Origin of the sequence: Haloplanus salinarum, assembly GCF_024498175.1 — an archaeon.
GTDB classification, from domain to species: Archaea; Halobacteriota; Halobacteria; order Halobacteriales; family Haloferacaceae; genus Haloplanus; species Haloplanus salinarum.
Genome location: NZ_CP101823.1, coordinates 2475481 through 2496551 on the forward strand (window position 1 = coordinate 2475481; position 21071 = coordinate 2496551).

Below are 21071 nucleotides of genomic sequence, written 5' to 3' on the forward strand. Positions count from 1 at the left end.
ACAGTGCGAAATCCAATGAATGTGGCTCGGACTGTTAGTGCTCGCGGGCTGAACGTCTCGTTGCCTTGACGCGTACACCCCGAGTCTATCTAACTCGTCTTCTACGAGTGTCCTCGGTGGTACCTCTTTTCCAGGTGGGTTTCGAGCTTAGATGCGTTCAGCTCTTACCCCGTGGTGCGTGGCTGCCCGGCAACTGCCTTTTCAGACAACCGGTACACCAGTGGCACCCAGGCGGAGTTCCTCTCGTACTATACGCCTGTTCCCGTCAGGTACCTTCAACACCCCCAATAGATAGCAGCCGACCTGTCTCACGACGGTCTAAACCCAGCTCACGACCTCCTTTAATAGGCGAACAACCTCACCCTTGCCCGCTTCTGCACGGGCAGGATGGAGGGAACCGACATCGAGGTAGCAAGCCACTCGGTCGATATGTGCTCTTGCGAGTGACGACTCTGTTATCCCTAAGGTAGCTTTTCTGTCATCCACGGGTCCCATAAATGAACCTCGTGGGTTCGCTAGACCACGCTTTCGCGTCAGCGATCCTCGTTGGGAAGATCACTGTCAGGCCTCCTTGTGCTCTTGCGCTCTCTTCCGGGTTTCCGACCCGGATGAGGAGACCATCGGGCGCGCTCGATATCTTTTCGAGCGCGTACCGCCCCAGTCAAACTGCCCGGCTACCGGTGTCCTCCGCCAGGAGTGAGAGTCGCAGTCACTACCGGGTAGTATTTCAATGCTGGCTCGGTGGCCCGCTAGCGCGGGTACCTGTGTAATGCCTCCTACCTATGCTGCACAGTAGCGACCACGTCTCAGCGACAGCCTGCAGTAAAGCTCTATAGGGTCTTCGCTTCCCCTTGGGGGTCTCCAGACTCCGCACTGGAACGTACAGTTCACCGGGCCCAGCGTTGGGACAGTGGCGCTCTCGTTGATCCATTCATGCAAGCCGCTACTGAAGCGGCAAGGTACTACGCTACCTTAAGAGGGTCATAGTTACCCCCGCCGTTGACGGGTCCTTCGTCCGATTGTACTCGGTGTTCAGATACCCGCACTGGGCAGGATTCAGTGACCGTACGAGTCCTTGCGGATTTGCGGTCACCTATGTTGTTACTAGACAGTCGGAGCGCCCGAGTCACTGCGACCTGCTCTTCTCCAGAGCAGGCATCCCTTATTGCGAACGTACGGGACTAACTTGCCGAATTCCCTAACGCCGGTTGCTCCCGACGGGCCTTGCCTTTTGCCGGCAGAGCACCTGTGTCGGATCTCGGTACGATCACCACACTCGTCTTTTCACGGGCTCTAGGTACGACCGACTTGCGCTGTCTCGAGGGTCGTCCGCTTCCTGCCATTACGGCTTCCACGGATGTACTCGATTCGACCGGGCGAAAGCCCGGCTCGGTTGTCCCCAAAGCGTCGACTTTCAATGTGTGGCGGTGCTGGAATATTAACCAGCTTCCCTGTTGTCTCGGTCGAGTTACGGCGAGACTTAGGATCGACTAACCCTCGGCTGATTAGCAGTGCCGAGGAACCCTTGCTCGTAAGGCCGTCGGGTGTCACACCCGACTATCGCTGCTACTGTGACCAGGATTATCGTCACCACTCGGTCCACACGAAATCTCTCCCGTGCTTCCGCCCGAGCGGAGTGCCAGCCTACGCGATTGTCCTGTGACGGACACGGGTAGGTCTCGGTGGTGGATTTGAGCCCCGATCATTTTGGGCGCCCCGAACCTCGGCCGGTAAGCTGTTACGCTTTTCTTAGAGGGTAGCTGCTTCTAAGCTCACCTCCCGGCTGTCTAGGGCTCGGGACCACCTTCGATCGCACTTAATCCACACTTGGGGACCTTAACCTACCGCTGGGTTGTCTCCCTTACGGTGCACAGGCTTACCCCGCACACCGGACTCCCACCGTCTGTGGCGTCCGCAAGTTCGGAGTTCGACAGGATGGCCGACTCCTCTCGGAGGCGGGTCATCCAATCGGTCGCTCTACCTCGCGGACTACCTCAGGTGAGGTCATGCTTCGACATGTTTCGGCTGGAACCAGCTGTTGCCGGGTTCGATGGGCCTTTCACCCCTACGCATAGGTCACGGGAGGGTATTGTAGGACACCACCCCTAACGGGCCTCCACGTGCCTTTCGGTACGCTTCACCCTGCCCACGCGTAGATCACCCGGTTTCGGGTCGCATCCGCTTGACTCCCCGCGCTTGAACACGGTGGCCCTGGTCGTAAGACTGCGGCCGTATCGGTTTCCCTGTGCCTTCCTCGATGGTCGAGTTAGGCTCGCCAAGCAAATGCACTCCCTGGTTCGTTTTTCAAAACGCACGACGGAACATCGGCTTCCTTCGAGTCCTACTAACGGGTCGCCCCGTGTTCGTTTGTCGAAGGACCTTGTATGCCCCGTCGCTCGATCGCCAGCTGAGTTCAGGCTCTATTTCAGTTCCCTTCTCGGGATACTTTTCAGCGTTCGCTCACGCTACTTGTTCGCTATCGGTCTCGAGGAGTGTTTAGTCTTCCCAGTTGATGCCTGGGACGTTCACGAGGAATATCCAATCCCCGCTACTCTGGGACTGATTCCCATCGTACTGCAGCCCGATACGGGGCTGTCACCCTGTATCGCGCTCCGTTTCAGGAGACTTCTCGGGTTGGGTCGGATGTTGAAGATCAGCCCGACACCACATGTCTCGTAAGAGATTCGGTTTGGACTGGCCCGCGTTCACTCGCGGTTACTGACGGGATCGCGGTTTGCGTTCTGTTCCTGCTCCTACTGAGATGTTTCAATTCGGAGCGTTCCCCATTGCGCGAAGCAATTGCGAGGGGATTCCCATTCGGAAATCCTCGGTTCTTTCCCTCCATGCGGGTCCCCGAGGCTTATCGCAGCTTGGCACGTCCGTCGTCGGCTCTCGAGCCGAGCCATTCACCAGCTGGCACAGTAGCCAGATTGATGGTTTGTCACACTAGTGACCCGGTTTGACTGTCGGGTCCAGTGGACGCCTGGATCGCACGTACATACGGTCTCATTACGCTCTCGTGGATGCGAGCGCGTTCGACCCTTCCCATCCGCGCTTTCGCGGGATGGTGCATCGGTCTTGCGTGACTCAACCGAGCGCCGTCGTGCACTTAAGGCGTGCGATTCGGGCGTCGGGTGAGTCGGCATGGACCCGCTGGGATTCGAACCCAGGGCGTCCTCCTTGCAAAGGAGGTGCTCTACCGCTGAGCTACGGGCCCGGTCTCCGTGGAGGAGACGCGAGACGAGACGTGTGAGCCTTGGTGGTTCTACGGCGCCCGGTCGGCCCGGTGGCCGAACCGTGGACGGCAGTGGACGTGGTGGGCCATCCCGGAGGGATGGTCCCGATCAGTAGGAGGTGATCCAGCCGCAGATTCCCCTACGGCTACCTTGTTACGACTTAAGCCCCCTTGCGGAGCCCAGATTCGACCGAGGAACTCGGCCTCATCCGGACCCCACTCGGGTGCTTTGACGGGCGGTGTGTGCAAGGAGCAGGGACGTATTCACCGCGCGCTGCTGACACGCGATTACTACCGAATCCAGCTTCATGAGGGCGGGTTTCAGCCCTCAATCCGAACTACGACCGAGTTTAGGAGATTACCGTCCTCTTTCGAGGTTGGAACCCATTGTCTCGGCCATTGTAGCCCGCGTGTAGCCCAGCACATTCGGGGCATACTGACCTACCGTTGCCCGTTCCTTCCTCCGTGTTGGCCACGGCAGTCCTCCTAATGTACCCACCCGGGCGAACCCGGTGCTGGCAATTAGGAGTGCGGGTCTCGCTCGTTGCCTGACTTAACAGGACGCCTCACGGTACGAGCTGACGGCGGCCATGCACCTCCTCTCAACAGCTCTGACAAGGTCATCAACCTGATCGTCATTGCTGTTGTCGATGCTGGTGAGATGTCCGGCGTTGAGTCCAATTAAACCGCAGGCTCCTCCGGTTGTAGTGCTCCCCCGCCAATTCCTTTAAGTTTCATCCTTGCGGACGTACTTCCCAGGCGGTCTGCTTAGCGGCTTCCCTACGGCACAACACCCGCTCGTAGCGGGAGTCACACCTAGCAGACATCGTTTACGGCCAGGACTACCCGGGTATCTAATCCGGTTCGAGACCCTGGCTTTCGTCCCTCACCGTCGGATCCGTCTTCCCGAAGTGCTTTCGCCATCGGCGGTCCGTCCAGGATTACGGGATTTCACTCCTACCCAAGACGTACCCTTCGGGTCTTCCGGTCCCAAGCCACACAGTTTTCACCGGACGCCCGCCAGTTGGGCTGGCGGATTTCCCGATGAACTTGCGTGGCCGGCTACGAACGCTTTAGGCCCAATAAGATCGGCCATCACTCGAGCTGCCGGTATTACCGCGGCGGCTGGCACCGGTCTTGCCCAGCTCTTATTCCAGTACCTCCCTACGGTACTGAAAAGCGAGGACTGTATGCCCTCGCACTCGGGGTCCCCTTATCGCACTTGCGTGCAGTGTAAAGGTTTCGCGCCTGCTGCGCCCCGTAGGGCCCGGAATCTTGTCTCAGATTCCGTCTCCGGGTTCTTGCTCTCACAACCCGTACCGATTATCGGCACGGTGGGCCGTTACCCCACCGTCAACCTAATCGGCCGCAGCCACGTCCTCCAGCGTCGGAACATTTGCGCGTCCCGGCATTCCAGCGTGGGACGGGTATGAACTATTAGCCTCAGTTTCCCGAGGTTATGGTTCTCTGGAGGGTGGTTTGGCCACGTGTTACGGAGCTATTCGCCACGAGTGTAAACTCGTACGACTAGCATGGCTAAATCGGACCCCGATAGCAATGGCCTCCGGCAGGATCAACCGGAATGGGCTCACTCTTGCGAGTGAGGGGTGGCGGGAAACGTAATGTTTCCGCGTCGTGTAGACCACTGAGGTCCGTGGTTCGGGTCACCGGATCGACCGGGTGACACCGAACCACCAAGGCTCACATCAGATTCCGGCTTACGGCGGACCGCAGGGGTGGAATCCTCATGTTTCGTTCGGACCTGAACCGAGGAGGGCGACCCACATAAGCCCGTTGATCGGGGCCCGGGAATCGCCCGGTCGGTCTGACCGGTCCGAGTGAGGCCGAGGGCACCGTCGCCCTCGCCCTTCGCATTACATTCCGAGTGGAGGTTAATACTTAACCCCTCTGATCTCCGCCGAGATCGGCAGACGCGCTGATATTTGCGTGGTGATCCCTCTCGTGGGTGCCGGTCGCGTGGCGACCCCGCCGCTCGTCGGCCTGCCGTGGTCCTTTATAAGGATGGGGGACCCAATGTCGCGCATACGATGAGTGATCCGGCAGATTCGATCGAGATTCAGAACGTGGTGGCGTCGACGGGCATCGGACAGGAACTCGACCTCGAGGCCTTGGCGGAGGACCTCCCGGGAGCCGACTTCAACCCCGACAACTTCCCGGGACTGGTCTACCGCACGCAGGAACCGAAGGCGGCGGCGCTGATCTTCCGCTCGGGCAAGATCGTGTGCACGGGCGCGAAGAGCATCGACGACGTGCACGAGGCGCTCGGCATCATCTTCGGCAAGCTCCGCGACCTACAGATCCCGGTCGAGGAGGATCCGGAGATCACCGTCCAGAACATCGTCTCCAGCGCGGATCTGGGACATACCCTCAACCTCAACGCGCTGGCCATCGGGCTGGGGCTGGAGGACGTGGAGTACGAACCCGAGCAGTTCCCGGGACTGGTCTATCGGATGGACGATCCCGACGTGGTCATCCTGCTTTTCGGCAGCGGAAAGATCGTCATCACGGGCGGGAAGCGGACCGTCGACGCGGCCGAGGCGGTCGAGGTGATCGTCGACCGAATCGACGACCTGGGCCTTCTGGGGTAGCCCCGGTAGGTGGCCGCGTCGCGGGCGTCGTCACCGGCGGGTCACAACGCGTTTCTCCGTCGGGATCCTACGGCGGCCGATGACCGAGGACCCACCCGACGACGCCGTCACGCTGGAGTCGTTTCTCGACGCGTTACAGTCGGAGGGACGGCCGGTCGCGACGGCCCAGCAGATCGCCCGCCGACTCGATCGTTCACAGGCGGCCGCGAGCGAGGCACTCGACCGTCTCGCCGCCGCCGGCGACGTCGAACGTCTCGATGTCGAATCCGATCCCGTGGTCTGGTATCCGGCCGAGTGGGGCCGACTAGCCGACCGCGAACGGGTGGTGCTCTTTCCGGACCGCCGCGAACTCGTCGTCGATCAGCCGAGCCAGTACACCCGCGCCCAGCTCTCCCGTGTCGCCCACCTGGTCGACACCTCCGGAACCAAGGGCTATCTCTACCGGATCCGCCGGGAGGACGTGTGGGCGGCGCCGTTCGACGACCTCGACGATTTCCTGGGCACCCTCCGGTCGGTCCTCCCGCGACGATCTCCACACCTGGAGGAGTGGATCGAACGCCAGTGGACCCGCGCGCGCCAGTTCACCCTGCGGACCCACGAGGACGGCTACACGGTGCTCGAGGCGGCGAGCGAGAGCCTGATGGGCAACGTCGCCAGGCAGAAACTCGACGAGGAGCACCTCCACGCCCCTATCTCCGAGACCGAGAGCTGGGTCGTCGAGGGGAGCGAGGCGGCGATCAAGCGGATCCTCTACGAGTCGGGCTATCCCGTCGTCGACGAACGTGATCTCGAAACGGGCGACCCCCTCGACGTCGAGCTCCGGACCGAGCTTCGCGACTACCAGCGGGACTGGGTGGATCGCTTCCTCGACCAGCGGGCGGGAGTGTTCGTCGGGCCGTCGGGGAGCGGAAAGACCGTCGCCGCCATCGGCGCGCTGGTCGCCGTCGGCGGCGAGACGCTGATCCTCGTGCCGAGCCGGGAACTCGCCGGGCAGTGGCGGACGGAACTGCTGGAACACACGACGCTCGATCCCGCCGACATCGGGGAGTACCACGGCGGCGAAAAGGAGATCCGTCCGGTTACCATCGCCACCTACCAGGTCGCGGGCATGGACCGCCACCGCGCCCTGTTCGACCGGCGGGAGTGGGGGCTGATAGTCTACGACGAAGTCCACCACATCCCCAGCGAGGTGTACCGGCGGAGCGCGGACCTCCAGAGCAAACACCGCCTCGGCCTCTCGGCGACGCCGGTCCGCGAGGACGACCGGGAGACGGATATCTACACGCTCGTCGGACCACCGATCGGCACCGACTGGGACGCGCTCTTCGACGCCGGCTACGTCCAGGAACCCGAGGTAGAGATCAGGTATCTGCCGTGGGCGAACGACGAGGAACGGAACGCGTACGCGAGCGCGGAGCCGCGCGCGAAACACCGGATCGCGGCGGAGAACCCGGCGAAGGTCGACGAGGTGCGCCACCTGCTCGCCGAACACCCGACGTCGAAGGCGCTCGTGTTCGTCGACTGGCTGGATCACGGCCGCGAGATCGCCGCCGCCATCGACGCGCCCTTCGTGAGCGGCGAGACGCCACACCACGAGCGCGACCGACTGTTCGCGTCGTTCCGGGACGGCGAGCGCCGGACGCTCGTCGTCTCCCGCGTCGGCGACGAGGGGATCGACCTACCGAACGCGGAGCTGGCGGTGGTGGCCTCGGGGCTCGGCGGATCGCGCCGGCAAGGCGCCCAGCGCGCCGGGCGGACGATGCGCCCCGCGGGGAGCGCGACGGTGTACGTACTGGCGACGCGGGGGACGAGCGAGGAGGATTTCGCCCAGCGCCAGATGCGTCACCTCGCGGAGAAGGGCATCCGCGTGACCGAGAGCGGCGTGGAGTGAGGGGGGCGAAGCGGCCGGGTCAGTCGACCCGATCGAGGGCGGCCGCCAGCGCGTCCATCGTCCGCTCGACCTTCTCGACGTCGGCGTTGTACCCCATGTGACCGACGCGGAGCACGTCGTCCGCGAGGTCGCCGAACCCGGTCGAGAGCGTCACGTCGTGGTCCGTGCGCAGGCGTTCCTGCAGCGCCGTCGCCCGCCCCGGCACCGCGAAGGCGGTGACAGTCGGCGAACTCCGCTCGGGATCGGGGAACGGCTCCAGCCCGAGTTCGCGTCCGCGCTCCCGGCAGAGCCGCGCGGCCTCGCGGTGGCGGTCGTAGACGGCATCGAGACCCTCGTCGAGCAACAGGTCGAGCGCCGCCTCCAGCGCGACGACCAGGGTCGACAGATGGGTGTAGGGGTACGGCTGTTCGGCCCCGTGCCACGGGAGCAGGTTGGTGTAGAGCGGGTCGGGGTCGCGGGCCTCGATCCGCTCCCACGCCGCGTCGCTGACGGTGCAGACCGCGAGTCCGGGCGGCGCGCTGAAACACTTCTGTGACGCGCCGATGGCGACGTCGATGCGGTCGGTCGGGACGGGCGCCCCGCCGAGCGACGAGACGGCGTCGACGACGGTGGGAACGTCGTGGGTGTCGAACAGGTCGAGGGCGGGGGTCAGGTCGTTGAGCGTCCCCGTCGGCGTCTCGCAGTGGACCATCGTCGCGAGGTCGAAGTCCCCGTCGTCGAGGGTCCGCTCTAGGGCGTCGATCGGGAGGGGATCGTCGTAGTCGGCGTCGACGAGGACGGCCTCGCCGCCGTAGCGCTCGACGAAGTCCGCGAAACCGTCGCCGTAGGGGCCGTTCGAGAGACAGCAGACGCGGTCGCCGGGGGCGACGGTCGAGGCGACGGCCGCCTCCAGGCCGAGGATGCCCTCGCCGCCGAGGACGACCACCTCGTCGTCGGTCCCGTAGACCCGTCCGAGTTTCCGTTTCAGCGCGTCGTACCGGTCGGCGAAGGCCGGATCGACGTCGGGGTTGAGCAGTTCCTCGCCGGCCGCCTCCCTGACCGACGGCGGAAGCGCCGTCGGGCCGGGCGTCATGAGCATACGCCCCGTAGTCGACGGGGCGGCTTGTAGGGTGCGGTCCGACGCGGTGGGCTGTCGCGAGACGGGAAGGCACATGACAGAGGCGGGCCTACCGAACGCCGATGACCGGCAAACTCGATCCGTCGGTCCTGTCGGATCTGATCCTCTCGCGGACGGGGGCGTCGAACCCGAACCTGCTCGCGGGGCCGGCGTTCGGCGAGGACGCCGCGGCCATCCGGATCGACGGCGGGACGCTGATCGCCAGCACCGACCCCATCTCGCTCGCGGCCGAACGAATCGGACAGTTGGCCGTCGCCGTCGCCTCGAACGACGTCGCGGCCGCCGGCGGCCGCCCCGAGTACCTCCTGAGCACCGTCCTCCTCCCCGACGCGGACGTCGACCGCCTGGAGACGATCACCGGGCAACTCGACGCCGAGGCCGACCGCCTCGGGCTGACCATCGCCGGCGGCCACACCGAGGTCGTCGCCGGCCTAGAGCGGCCGCTCTGTTCGCTCACCTGTCTCGGGATGGCCGACCGCTTCGTCACCACGGGCGGGGCGGCACCCGGGGATCGGATCCTCCTCACGAAGGGCGCGGGCATCGAGGCGACTGGCGTCCTCGCGACCGACTTCCGCGACCGGCTGGACCTGTCCGCGGACGCGCTGGACCGCGCGACGGCCGCGTTCGACGACCTCAGCGTGATGCCCGAGGCGGCCGTCCTCGCGCCAACCGCGACCGCCATGCACGACCCCACCGAAGGGGGCGTCCTCCAGGGCCTGATCGAGATGGCACTCGCCGGCGGGGTCACCCTCGCCGTCGACCGCGACGCGGTCCACGTCCGCGAGGAGACCCGGGCGGCCTGCGCGGCCGTCGGGGTCGACCCGCTCCGGGTCCTCGGCTCCGGGGCGTTGCTGGCGACCGTCGACCCCGACGACGCGTCGGCGGCGCTCGCGGCGCTCCACGACGAGGGGATCGACGCCGTCGACGTCGGCCGGGTCGAAGCGGGCGACCCCGCGGTGGATATCGGCGGGGAGCGCTACACCGAGCCGATCCGGGACGACATGTACGCGCTCTGGGACGAGTGAGGGGGCCGCCGTCCGGTGTCGCCGCTCGGCCCCGCGCTCATCCGTCGTCGAACGACGGTTCGGACCACCGATCCGCCGGATCGACCGCCGAGAGCGCGTGGGCGACCCGTTCGTCGGTGTAGTCGTACTCGTCGAGCGCGAGGAAGAGCCGCTTCCACCGGGCGCTCACGTCCGTCTCGCCCTCGGGCCCGACGCGGGCGCCGTGGATCCGGAAGAAGGGAGAGCCACGGTTCAGGCGGGCACCCTCGCCGGTGTGACCGTCGAGCGCGACGTCGTACTCGCCGTCGGCCGACAGGTCGGCGGCGGTGACCGGGAAGGTGTGTGTCGGCTCCTCGCCGCGTTCCCGAGCCTCGGCGCGCCGCTTCGCGACCGCGTGGAAGGCGTTGACCGCGTTCGCCCCCTCGCGGGCGCTCCGGGCGCGGGCGACGGCGAGAGCTGCCTGAACCGCCGCCATCTGTCCCCGTCGGGAGTCCATGTCCCACCGCTCGGCCAGCTCCTCGTACCGGGCGACGAGCGACGGCGCTCGCGTGTCCGCCGCGAGGTCCTCGACGACGAACGTCTGCAGGCGGTCCCAGAGATTCCACCCGAACCCCGAGCGGGCGAGTTCCCAGGCACACCACGCCGCCACCTCCTCGTCGCCCCGGCGGATCGCCTTCTGGAGCAGGCTGACGACGGCGTAGCGGTTGAACCCGCCGTCCGTCTCGTCGGCACCCGTCTCCTCGCCGAAGTCGTTCGTCCCCGTCGCCTCCGGCGCCTCCGTCTCCAGTTCGCCGTCCGGCCCGAAGGTGGCCTGTCGCTCCTCGTCCATGCCGCGTGGGTGACGACCGACCGACGAAAGGGTTCGGGTCCGGCCGTCCGATAAATGAGAATCCTTAAGTCCAGTCTGGGGAGTAGATGTACGTGCCCGCCCTTAGCTCAGACTGGTAGAGCAGCCGACTGTAGATCGGCTTGCCCCCCGTTCAAATCGGGGAGGGCGGATACCTTCTCTCGCCGAATTACGGCAGAATAGAGACGCCTGTTTTCAGCCTTTTCAGCGACCCATATCCGCCGATTTCAATTTCACCCTGGTTCGGCCATTTCTTGAGTGTGGCGAGTATCAAGACGCACCCCGTCGCTGTCTCCCGATTCTAACAGTTGAACGGTGGTGGTCGTGGTGACGCGCGGCCCGTACTTCGTCCGCGCCAGCGAGCTGTACGATCCAGCGACGAGAACCAAAGTGGGCCACCCAGCCACCGGCCCCACCGACTCGAACGGGTCGGAGTCTCTCGCGGCGCCGAATTCACAGCGTGTCGAATACCTCTGTGACGACTGCTCGGTACGGATCGTCGAGCGTGATCCGTCAAGGACTGATCTCTGCCCCGTCTGTCGAACCGATGGTGATCCCTCGAACTATCCGCCGATCTCGCAGGTTCGAGGTGATTACCTGTGACCTGGCCCGAATCTGTCGCGTACGTTTGCGTCGTCTGCAAGGGCCACGCAATCAGTCTAACCGAGAAACCGTGGACGGAGGAACGCGAGTGTCGATCCTGTTACGAACTCCCCGATCTCGACCGTACATCGAGCGCCGAACCGGAAGCGATCCCCCCTCAATGGGGGGTCGACCCGGAAGCCGGCGCGGAATCCTCCTCTTGTGAGACGGAGGAATCGGGGAATCCGTTCTTCCCGACCCAGTCCGAGGACCCGGCGCCCGAGGGGGTGCGGTCACGAGAGAATCGCGGTGAACATGACCGGAGCGCGTCGCAACGGACTCGGCCCGGCAGCCCGCCCGCTACGCCGGCAGGCAGCCCGGTAAGCCGTACCGTCGCGCGGAGGGATTCAGTCGAATCATCGGACGGTGATCGGAGTGACTGACCGCGAACCACTCCGGCTCCACCATACCGGTGAGGGCTATGAGTACGTTCGTTGTCGCTCCGGTGACGACGACGCGACGGCCTACATCCACCGTCTGACCTTCGTCGCCGAACACGGCCTCGACGCGCTCCCTCCGGACTGGCACGTCCATCACGAGATACCGATCCCGTGGCTCAACACACCGGATAATCTCATCGCTGTCGAGCCGGTTTGCCACGGTCGCCACCACCTGCAGGACGAACCCCTCCCTTCGATCTGATGAGTCAGGACGCTTCACACCAGCGGGGCGGCTCTCGGCTCACCAACGGGACTAACTCTGTAACCCCCTCTGACGGTGGTAACTCGCCAGAATCGTCTCACGAGTTACCAACCCCCTCCGAACGGGCCGCAGAGTTCGACCGGGCGTATCCCGACCGATCCAGGCTCTCGCTCACGGAGAGACATGGCCGCCGGTTGCGTCGCTCTCTCGTCGAAATCGAGTACGTCGACCGGACGACAGAATCGGTCACTCCGATGGAAGACTCACAACAAGTGACCGAAATACAGGAAATCAGACCGCTGACGTGGAGCGCAGCCGTCGATGATCTGCTCGAATCGCACGAACGAATGCGGAATACCACCCTCAACTTCGAACACGATGACGGCACAGAGTGGTCTCGACCGTCCGAGAACCGCTGGACAGAGGGCTATCAGAAACGCTATTTCGCTCAAATGAAAGGCTGGCTCCGGGAACTAACCGGAGGTATCCGGCCGAGTGGTGGGGAAACAGACCCGTCGTACGCGAATCCGACGATCTGCCTCATCACCCGGTCGGCTTCCAGTACCCCGGATGGCGACCGACTCCCGCCGACGGATCACGATGCCGAACTCGCCGACTCCTGGTCGGACGTGTACCACACACTCCGAAACGTGATGCGGTCTCTCGGTTTCGAACTCGGTACGGACTGGCAATACGACCGTCGACAGGAACCCCACACCGGAAAGCGGGGCTCACACGGCACCAACACCTGCTACGGTCACGAACACATCGTGCTGGTCGTCGACGGCTCGATCACGCCGGGGTCCCTCCGGAAAGTCGTCGAAAAACACGTCGACGCCTGCGAACCGGCTGGCCCCAGCGCCCATGATCTCGACGTTCCCGACTGGGACGCAACCCCCGACGCAGTCGGAACTGTCGAGTGTTTCGACCCCGACGACGTGGAGGATATCGCGGCGTATGTCGCTTCGTACTGCTCGATTCAGCCGACGGATCTGCTCGAACGGAGTACCGAATACCAGGCATGGGCGGCGATCAAACACGCGACGAACACGCGCACGATCTCGCGGTCGGTCGCCGCCAAACAGGCGGCGAAGGCTGACCGGTGTCGCCAGCGTGCCGAGGATCCGAAGACAGAACAGGAGCAAGATCACGGTGAAGAGGTGGTTCGTGCCCCTGATGGTGCCCATCACGATGTCGAGTGTGCCGAATGCGGATCATCCCACGATATCCCTCAAGAAACGCTAACGCGTGCTCGACTCGAAACAGAATCTTCCTCGGATAACGGCCTTCCCGGGCGCGGCGGCCGCGCCGAGGCCGAAAGCGACGATGACGAGTTTCAATCCCGCGAGGAGAAGCTGGCCGAGCTATGGCCGTCGGCCGAATCTGCTGCGACAGTCGGTGAATCGTTGAAGCGTACTCGTCTCCGCTCGCAAATCCAGCGGGTGATTGAACAGGAACCCTCGATTACTGCACCCCGCCTTGCCGGTCGACTCGGTGAACCGCCTGATCTCGTTCAGGATATACTCGAGGAAGAGCGCCGGGGCGTTGACCCGGACGAAGTGGTCGGTATTTCGAACCCACCTGAACCCTCGTGGAGCTTATCGAGTGTCGAAGTGAACGGCGAAAAGCACACAGTCGCCTGCGACGGCGGCGGACCTGAGATGGTTCGTGTCACGAAGCCGTGGGAGAAAATCCTCCGAGAAACGAAACTGGGCAGACCGGACGCTGATCGCACGAAGTGGCGTTGTGGAAAGTGCAACTTCGCAACGTATGAACCGGATATCATGGCCGGCCACCTTGTCGAATGCCTCGACTGCTGGCGCCTCCCGGACCTGGAGATCGTCGATGAAGTCCTACTGGTTGATATTCCGCCAAAGGAACGCCGTTGAAATCATCCGTGATGAACCTGTGTTCGTTTATCCGTTTCACTTTCACCCGGGTGGATTGTTCGCTTAAACCTAGTCTAGTATATGATACATATGTAGTATGGCAACGAACGAATCACCGTCGTTCGACGATCTCGACCCGGTAGAATCGACTCCACGAGAATCCGGTTCCGACTGGATCAACCTCGAAACTGGCGAGAAGTTCGCCGGTGAAATCACCGCCTTCAATCCCGGCGCCGGTGGCGAAAACGACGCTGGTGTCGTCGAGATTGAGGGTCGTCCCTACTCCCTCAACTGGGGTCAACGGAACGATCTCATCGACGCCCTCGTCGTCGGCTCGACGATGGGCCTTCACAAGCTCGACGAAGAGGAATCGTTCACCGATGACGACACCGGCGAGGAAGTCGTCTACAACCCGACCGAAGTGAGGTTCGCCTGATGGCGCTGAACCACTCCTCTCCGTCGAAAATCGTCAGCAACTACGCGAACATCCGGACGATCCCGGCCATGCTGTCGGTCGTGTTCGCGCTCGCGAGCCTCTACCAGTTCGGCGGCATCGCTACCGTCGAACTCGTGTGGCTCTCGAACTACACGCTGACCGCCGAACACTCCGTGATCGCGTCGATGGGCACCTTCATCATCGCTCTCGCATCAAGCGAAACCAAGTCCTTCGAATACTACGAGACGTGGGAACAGGGCGTCATCGCCCTCGGTCCCCTCGTGATCGTTCTGGACTACCTCACCACCGAGGTGACCGACTTCATCCTCGGCATCGGTGACCCCCTGGGCTACCAGATCGCCTTCCTCATCACGATCGTCTCGTGGACCGTCGCGGTGAGGTGATTCTCCCATGAACCGATCCCGTATTGTTTCGGCGCTGATCGCCTGCCTACTCATCACGGCTGGCGTCGCTGGTCCGCTGTCCCAACCTGCTGTTGCTCAAACTTCCCAGTGCAGTACCATGGATGCGTTCATCTACGATCTGTTCACGTTCCAGAACGTGAACGAGAACGAGGACCATCCCTGCTCAACCCATACGTCCGTCGAAAACGCACTCGAAGACGAGCAATGGTCTGATACACAGCAGGCCCGCGTAGACATCTACTCGCAAATCAAGGCAGAAAGCGAGGGCGTTGAGGCCTTCGACGCTTCCATGAGCAACTACGTCAACGACTCCGAAACTGTCGCTTGGAGCAAGATGCAGGTCGCCGTTGCTGAGGCCTACCAAAACGGCTCCTCGGAGTCCCAGGCGAAGTATGAAGCACAGAAGGCCATCGACGAATATTACGCTGTCAAACAACGGAACATCGTCGCTCGCTGGAATGCGATGGTGTTCAACGTCCGCCACGCGGCTGAGGTCCGAAACCAGGAAAACGTCTCGGCCCACTTCCTCATGTTCGACTTTGACGGCGGCAACGCCGACCAAATCGAACCTGATGTAGTCAACCATACCGTCACCCTGGTCAACGGCTCGACCGTCACGGCGGAGTCCATCAAAATCGGAACAACGTCGTCTGCGAAGTTCGACAACAGCAACTTCCCTGGCACCCCCCAGGACATATTCGTCAAAAAGCCGACTGACAGCTACGACTCACAGGTCCGCTTCGATGTTCTGCGGTTCCACCAACGATTCCAAGAAATTCAGAACAAGCGGGACAGCCTCGTGTCTGAGTCGGACGCCTACATCAACTCGACGTACTCCGAGTACGAATCGGGGAACATCAACGCATCCGATGTGATCTCGACGCAGACGGCCATGTTCGAGTACGGAACTCGGAGTGGGGGCGCGAACGAGTCTCTGTACGACTCGGTTGGTGCCCTGGCACTTGCTGGCTACGAATCCCCATCCCTCAACGGGTCGGGTACCATGGATGTCGTCTACCAGAACCAGACCTACACCGGCATAGTCATGGCTCGCACGGTCCCTGGTGGCTCCTGGTCGACGAATACGACGTACAATACGTCGAATTTCGATGGCCCGGTGTTCATCGCCACCACGACCGGCAAGAAGGTCGACATAGCGGAAGGCCATACCTTCCGAATTAAGTCGATGCGTGCCCGGGATGGTTCGCCGATCTCGTCTGTGAACACCACCCGATACAACTACAAAACGGCCAACGCCAGCGAACTCGCCAGCGTTACTGAGCAACTGTCGACACTCCGGTCAGAACTCGAAAGTCGCGACACATCTGGCGGAGCCGGTGGTGGCTCCGGTGGAATGAGTCAGAATGCGATGCTCATCTTGCTCGCTGTGGCGGCCGGCGCCGCGCTCGTGTACGGTCAGCAAAACGGCGGCAACGGAGGTGGACGCCGAGGTCGTCGATGATCCAACTCCTACTGGCACGCTACGCCGTCAAACTCGGCTTGGTCGTGTTGCTCGCCGTCGCACTCCAGGCCTCCGGCGTGCCGGTCTACGGGACCGCGCTCGATCTCCTGTCGGGCTTCGCTCCCAACTGGTTCCCAGTATAGCCACCTGACCACCTCCATTCCCGCCCATGAAACGCGTTATACTAATCACAATTATGATAAGTTGCATCGCTCCGACTGCACCCGCGCTCGCCCAAGAAACGAACACGTCGACGCCCACGGTCACGCCCACCCCGACGGACGCGCCGAGCAACGCGTCCGCCGAACTCGTGATCGACGAAACCCTACGCATCACCGAGTGGTCGTATCGAGGAGGGACGTTCATCATCACGTTCCACTCCGACACCTACCAGTCGGTCTCTCTGACCGCGGTGCCCGAATCATCCGGCTCCGGAGCATCCGCCGGCACCGTCAACTATCGCGAGCGAAACGTCCAGCCCGACGCTGAAACCGAAGTTCGGATCGACGTGCCACAGTCCGGCGGCCGAGCCCGCGTCTGGATCTTCACCTCACGATCCGCCGAAACGGGTGAGGTCCACTACCTCGAAGCTGGCCGTGACTCGTCCCTGCTCTCCGGACCGTTCGACGGCTCGGACGTTCGAGACGGTGCTATCGGTGGAGCCTCCGGTGTCGGCTTCGCCGTACTCTACACGGTCGCTCGTGCCAAGCTCGGCGCCGATCAAGAGGGGGAACGCCTCGCATGACCTTCGAGTTCAAACTGTTCCTCCTGATCTTCTGCTCGATGTTCCTCGCGCACATTTCGGGTGTCCTCGTCTGGAGGTGGCTCGGCCGATGAACGATCATGACCAGGACGTGCCTCTCGACGAGTACGAAACCGACCGAGATCTCGACCGTCGCGAGACCGTCGACGATTCCGGAACGCGTGTCCCCCGCGACTCCACGCTGTTCCGCGTGTTCGCGTGGTTCGTCATCGTCTCCCCGATTCTACTCGCCGGAGTCGCTGGCGCCGGTATCCTGCTCGCCGAAATGTTGGATGTCACGATCCCGCGACCGCTTCACGTCGCCGGAATCGCGTTCGCCGTTGTCGCACCGACGGCCGGCCGATGGGTCGGCGGCAAGGCCAAAGACTGGCTGTGGGACCCTAACTGGATCTACGTCGTCGATCTCGACGCCCGGTACCAAGAGGGGGCGATCTACCGATGGCCGTCCCAACAGTTCCGAGAGTTGGAGGTCACCGAGGGAAAACTCGACTGGCTCTCCCCGAATCTCGCCTGTGCCCGTGAGGTTGATCTACAGGAACAGACCCTCAAAGGAACGTGGCGCGGGACGTTCTCGGACCGCGACCTACTGCGGGCGCTCTCCGTCGTCCACGAGTGCCGTGAATCGCTCGAAGAGGACGCAAAGCGAGGCTTCGCCATCGAGGTCCAAGCGTTCGGTATCGTCCGCCGTGCCACCCGTAACGTCGTCCGTCGGGTCGTCTCGAACTTCGAGGACTGGACCCTTCCCGACGAAGGCGATTCCCTCTCCGACGAGATCGAGACGTCCATCTCCCAGTACGGGCTCGAAGACCGCATCCGTCAGATCAAGGAAGAGAACCCCGACGAAGAGGAGCTGAACCTCGGCCTCGACGATCTCGAAGGCTTCCAGAATGACCCGAAGGCGTCCGCCGATGACTGAGGTCGTCGCCATGACTTTCGCCGAGCAGGTCGTCGCCGGCTGGTTCGTCACGACCGGCGCGTTCCTCCTGGTGCTCTATCACTTCGTTCGGTACGCACAACGGAGGCGTGGGTACTGATGCCCGATCTCGATGAAGACCTGTTCACCGCCGCCAAACTGTACGAACAGGTCGCGGGCGATCTCGACGGGGACCGCCGCCTCCTCGATCACGCCGGACTCCCCGTCGACGACGGAACGAGCAAACACCTGTCGTTTCTCAAAACGGCGCTTGGCGACGACTGGTCCGCTTCCCGGCTCGCCGAGGCCTCCGAGGCGACCATAGCCTCCGGTGCGGCGTCCCGCGCAGTCACCGAGGGCGACGCGACGGCACTCTCCTATCTCGTTGGTGTAACGGAGACAGAACTCGACGGATCGTCGCTGCGCCTCCCGCTCCAACTGAACGCGGCGATGGACAACAACGACGCGACGGCCTTCATCGGCGGTGCCGGAAACCCGAACACGGGAAAAACCAACCTCGTTGCCCTACTGACTGAACTTCGACGGGCGACCGTCGACGATCTCCTGGTGATCTCGAACTCGCGCACCTGGCCCGGTACGGACGAACTCGTGACCAGCGCCCACGATCTCGCCGTGACCTGCCTCGAACACCGGGACCGACCGAAGTTCGTCTTCATCGACGAAGGCTCGACGCACTTCGACGCGCGGACCCACAGCCGCGAGGTGGCCGTTCAGTTCACCCCGCTGGCGAAACGATTCGCCAAGATCGGCGTCGACGTGTTCGCTACGGTCGGCCACACCGGCAAAGACCTGCACCCCGAGGTGAAGCGTCTGCTCACGCTGGCGTTCTTCAAGACCGAAAAGAAGAGCGTCGACTTCTACGGAAACTGGCCCGCTGACGCCGATATGCCGACTGATCGGTTATTCGGTGGGACTGTCGAGGAACTCGAACCCGCGCTCGAAGAGCCCGACCCCGACGACGCAGCGCCGTGGGCGTGGAATCTCGAAGCCGAACTGTTCGCTCGTGATCTTGACTGGTCCGAACTCCTTGACCGACTACGAACCGGTGGTCCCCCCGACTAATCGATCACCGACCCACCGAAACCACGTTCTACTGACTCCACGCTGGAAGAGTACGGATAGACCTGTGTTCCACTCTCGCCGGTGTCAGTCTACTCTCCCAAAATCATATCCATTCTGGATTTCATTTCATATTATGAGCAAGTCTGATACTGGAGAATCCGAAACTAATCTCCGCAATCCATCACTTCATACGGACGACTTCGAGAGACTGTTATCCGACAACTATAAAATATTCACTATTTTGAGCGTTTTCGCGGCACTATCCGTCTATTTATTCAATCTAAGTTCCGAGATTCAAGCAAATTACGTAGACTGGGGTGTTGCTGGTGCTTTATTCATGTTTATGTTGTCTGTCTTAGTGTTAGTTTATAAGTTGATGTATCAATTGGCCAATTATGAGGAGATCGGCATTGTCTTTCGAACCCTCACCAGTGGAATATTAGTTGGGCTTATAGCTGTTACAGTTGGTATTTTTAGCATCGTTTCAGAATTTTTCGGTGAAGTTGTTGTTCTTTCTTCTTTTGTCGTTGTTGGGATCATATATTCTGCATATATTAACTGGTTTCCTTGGGATGAATTTCGTGATCTCAATAACGTTCCAAAGAACGCGCGGGAAAAAATCAAAGAGGCTCCCAGTAAGGCTAATTTGTGGTGTGTGACCCTGTTACTAGTTTTTTCCAGTTTCTTGCCTTCTTTTCCAAAGTTGGACGGGGAATCAGGATATATCGTTATTCCTATGATTATTTGTATTGTTCCGTTCCACTACGCTTTGAGTTTCGGTATTCGAAAGTGGCACTTATCGAAAATTCAAAGCTAATCCAGCTAAACCAAATCATACCCCCAGTAAAATGAGTCTAGTTAGCAGATCTTTGTGTTTATACATTTTTGCTCGAAATCGTATCGTATCTACTTCCGATCGTAGACTTTCTGCCCATTCACGCATTGTTTCCTCGTCCATTTCGTAGGGTTCTGTCGGGTCTTTCGTAGCTTTTTGATAAAGCTGTAAACGCTCCATATTTATCAAGTATGTTTCAAAACCGTCAACAGTCGTAATTACATCATGACAAATATTCGGAGATCTATATCGAGCAGCCTCGACAGCGGATGTCTTTACAATAACATGAGAGTCGCCATCCCATTCTCCCTGATCGATGACTTCTATCGTTCCCTCAATTTTAGATTGATTCTCTTTGATTTCAGAATAGATCGACGAGAATGCTGATCTTTTCGTTGATATGATTCCAACTGTACGAATCGCAATTGCTCCCAGTATAGCGGACAATACAGGAGGAACGTATATCAGGTAATCAGTCATGCTTAGCAGGAATCTTGACTATCCGATAGAATATCGTGGTAAGTGATCTGCATCAAGATCTCCACGTAGGTACGCTTGTCCCCACCTCGTGATCTCGAACATATCCGCGTAAACCGGAACGACCATCTCTCGTTCGACCAACGTCCAACACCTCGACCGAATCCTTGACGAACTCGCTGTGAATCGGAAGGTGTGAGCCATCACGGTCGGTGTTGCCATCCCTTCCTCGTCGAGATATTCTAAGATTCGGTCGTCTAACTGGGCCATCCAGTTCCCCCACTTGCGCACGGACTACACCCCCTCAGCCGCGCTCGGTCCCCCCTGGCTGTTATCCTGCTCGTCGTCGACTTCGGTCATCGACTGAGCGTCAAACTCACCTTCAAGATACGCCTCCCCACGTTCCGTGATCTGATACACCCCATTCCCGAGGTTCAGGAGAAAACCCTTCTCAGCGAGTTTCTGACACCGCTGGTTGATATAGGGCCTACTGAATCGGATTCTTCCGTCGTCGTGTATCTTTGACGGAGCGGCTGGATTTTCTTCGGAGAGATATTCCAGAATCCTATCATCAGCGCCCGTCATCCAGTCTCCACTAAGCCGCATTGGTTGGTTATCGTACTCTGTGTACTTTTTAACACCGCACAAATTATTCGGAGTAAGAGTAGCTACTTCGTTAGTATAGCCGTAATCTATATCAACTGTCCGTAGTACATACAATTTGCAGGCCTGCCTCGACGACACTCATGGCTCGTCGGTGTCGTCAGCAAATGAAGCGGTGCTGGAACACCGCTTCGGCAG

18 protein-coding genes, 2 tRNA genes and 2 rRNA genes are annotated in these 21071 nt (G+C 61.3%); 15 read left to right on the forward strand and 7 right to left on the reverse strand.

Features of this window, described 5'->3' with window-relative positions; translation table 11 throughout:
• Positions 1-16: 16 nt before the first annotated feature.
• From NO364_RS12855 to NO364_RS12865, 3 genes are all read right to left on the reverse strand, one after another.
• Positions 17-2934, reverse strand: a 23S ribosomal RNA gene (locus tag NO364_RS12855).
• Positions 2935-3145: 211 nt separating this feature from the next.
• A tRNA-Ala gene (locus NO364_RS12860) sits at positions 3146-3217 on the reverse strand.
• A 132-nt stretch (positions 3218-3349) separates the two neighbouring features.
• A 16S ribosomal RNA gene (locus NO364_RS12865) occupies positions 3350-4819 on the reverse strand.
• The 16S and 23S rRNA genes sit together here with 1 tRNA gene alongside, the layout of an rRNA operon.
• A gap of 464 nt (positions 4820-5283) precedes the next feature.
• Here NO364_RS12865 and NO364_RS12870 point away from each other — a divergent pair.
• Together NO364_RS12870 and NO364_RS12875 are read left to right on the forward strand one after the other, a co-directional pair.
• On the forward strand, positions 5284-5844 hold the full coding sequence (locus NO364_RS12870; RefSeq protein WP_157690455.1) for a TATA-box-binding protein: 561 nt from the start codon (positions 5284-5286) through the stop codon (positions 5842-5844).
• Between the two features lie 79 nt (positions 5845-5923).
• On the forward strand, positions 5924-7735 hold the full coding sequence (locus NO364_RS12875) for a DEAD/DEAH box helicase family protein (RefSeq protein WP_257627708.1): 1812 nt from the start codon (positions 5924-5926) through the stop codon (positions 7733-7735).
• A gap of 19 nt (positions 7736-7754) precedes the next feature.
• On the opposite strand, the gene NO364_RS12880 is transcribed toward NO364_RS12875, so the two are convergent.
• The gene (locus NO364_RS12880; protein ID WP_257627709.1) at positions 7755-8813 is read right to left on the reverse strand and encodes a pyridoxal-phosphate-dependent aminotransferase family protein; all 1059 of its coding nucleotides are present in this window, start codon (positions 8811-8813) and stop codon (positions 7755-7757) included.
• Positions 8814-8914: 101 nt separating this feature from the next.
• On the opposite strand from NO364_RS12880, the gene NO364_RS12885 reads away from it, so the two are divergent.
• Positions 8915-9877 (forward strand): AIR synthase family protein, encoded by a 963-nt coding sequence (locus tag NO364_RS12885; protein WP_257627710.1) that lies wholly within the window; start codon positions 8915-8917, stop codon positions 9875-9877.
• 37 nt (positions 9878-9914) lie between these two features.
• On the opposite strand, the gene NO364_RS12890 is transcribed toward NO364_RS12885, so the two are convergent.
• A complete protein-coding gene (locus NO364_RS12890; RefSeq protein WP_257627711.1) occupies positions 9915-10685 on the reverse strand; it encodes a hypothetical protein in 771 nt (256 codons plus the stop codon).
• A gap of 96 nt (positions 10686-10781) precedes the next feature.
• On the opposite strand from NO364_RS12890, the gene NO364_RS12895 reads away from it, so the two are divergent.
• The 12 genes from NO364_RS12895 (at position 10782) to NO364_RS12950 (ending at position 19775) form a co-directional block, all read left to right on the forward strand.
• Positions 10782-10855: transfer RNA gene (locus tag NO364_RS12895), tRNA-Tyr, on the forward strand.
• Between the two features lie 865 nt (positions 10856-11720).
• Entirely contained in the window at positions 11721-11987 is a 267-nt protein-coding gene (locus tag NO364_RS12900) for an HNH endonuclease signature motif containing protein (protein ID WP_257627712.1), read from the forward strand.
• Positions 11987-13876 (forward strand): hypothetical protein, encoded by a 1890-nt coding sequence (locus tag NO364_RS12905; RefSeq protein WP_257627713.1) that lies wholly within the window; start codon positions 11987-11989, stop codon positions 13874-13876. Before NO364_RS12900 ends, NO364_RS12905 begins: the two co-directional genes overlap by 1 nt.
• A 97-nt stretch (positions 13877-13973) precedes the next feature.
• Positions 13974-14312 carry a hypothetical protein gene (locus NO364_RS12910; protein ID WP_257627714.1) on the forward strand — a complete coding sequence of 113 codons (339 nt, stop codon included), beginning with the start codon at positions 13974-13976 and terminating at the stop codon, positions 14310-14312.
• Entirely contained in the window at positions 14312-14716 is a 405-nt protein-coding gene (locus NO364_RS12915; RefSeq protein ID WP_257627715.1) for a DUF8023 family protein, read from the forward strand. Before NO364_RS12910 ends, NO364_RS12915 begins: the two co-directional genes overlap by 1 nt.
• 118 nt (positions 14717-14834) lie before the next feature.
• Positions 14835-16199 (forward strand): Env/VP5 family phage fusion protein, encoded by a 1365-nt coding sequence (locus NO364_RS12920; RefSeq protein ID WP_257627716.1) that lies wholly within the window; start codon positions 14835-14837, stop codon positions 16197-16199.
• Positions 16196-16342 carry a hypothetical protein gene (locus tag NO364_RS12925; protein ID WP_257627717.1) on the forward strand — a complete coding sequence of 49 codons (147 nt, stop codon included), beginning with the start codon at positions 16196-16198 and terminating at the stop codon, positions 16340-16342. Before NO364_RS12920 ends, NO364_RS12925 begins: the two co-directional genes overlap by 4 nt.
• 53 nt (positions 16343-16395) lie before the next feature.
• Complete coding sequence (locus tag NO364_RS12930) at positions 16396-16944, forward strand: DUF8063 family protein (RefSeq protein WP_257627718.1); 549 nt, start codon at positions 16396-16398, stop codon at positions 16942-16944.
• A gap of 88 nt (positions 16945-17032) precedes the next feature.
• Entirely contained in the window at positions 17033-17878 is an 846-nt protein-coding gene (locus NO364_RS12935; protein ID WP_257627719.1) for a DUF8125 domain-containing protein, read from the forward strand.
• Positions 17871-17996 (forward strand): hypothetical protein, encoded by a 126-nt coding sequence (locus NO364_RS12940; protein WP_257627720.1) that lies wholly within the window; start codon positions 17871-17873, stop codon positions 17994-17996. Before NO364_RS12935 ends, NO364_RS12940 begins: the two co-directional genes overlap by 8 nt.
• Positions 17996-18958: a hypothetical protein gene (locus tag NO364_RS12945; protein WP_257627721.1), complete on the forward strand. Its 963-nt coding sequence runs from the start codon at positions 17996-17998 to the stop codon at positions 18956-18958. Before NO364_RS12940 ends, NO364_RS12945 begins: the two co-directional genes overlap by 1 nt.
• A 133-nt stretch (positions 18959-19091) precedes the next feature.
• A complete protein-coding gene (locus NO364_RS12950; protein WP_257627722.1) occupies positions 19092-19775 on the forward strand; it encodes a hypothetical protein in 684 nt (227 codons plus the stop codon).
• 15 nt (positions 19776-19790) lie between these two features.
• Here NO364_RS12950 and NO364_RS12955 read toward each other — a convergent pair whose 3' ends face one another.
• Together NO364_RS12955 and NO364_RS12960 are read right to left on the reverse strand one after the other, a co-directional pair.
• On the reverse strand, positions 19791-20273 hold the full coding sequence (locus NO364_RS12955) for a Med9 domain-containing protein (RefSeq protein ID WP_257627723.1): 483 nt from the start codon (positions 20271-20273) through the stop codon (positions 19791-19793).
• Positions 20274-20564: 291 nt separating this feature from the next.
• Positions 20565-20855 carry a helix-turn-helix domain-containing protein gene (locus NO364_RS12960; protein ID WP_257627724.1) on the reverse strand — a complete coding sequence of 97 codons (291 nt, stop codon included), beginning with the start codon at positions 20853-20855 and terminating at the stop codon, positions 20565-20567.
• Positions 20856-21071 lie beyond the last annotated feature (216 nt).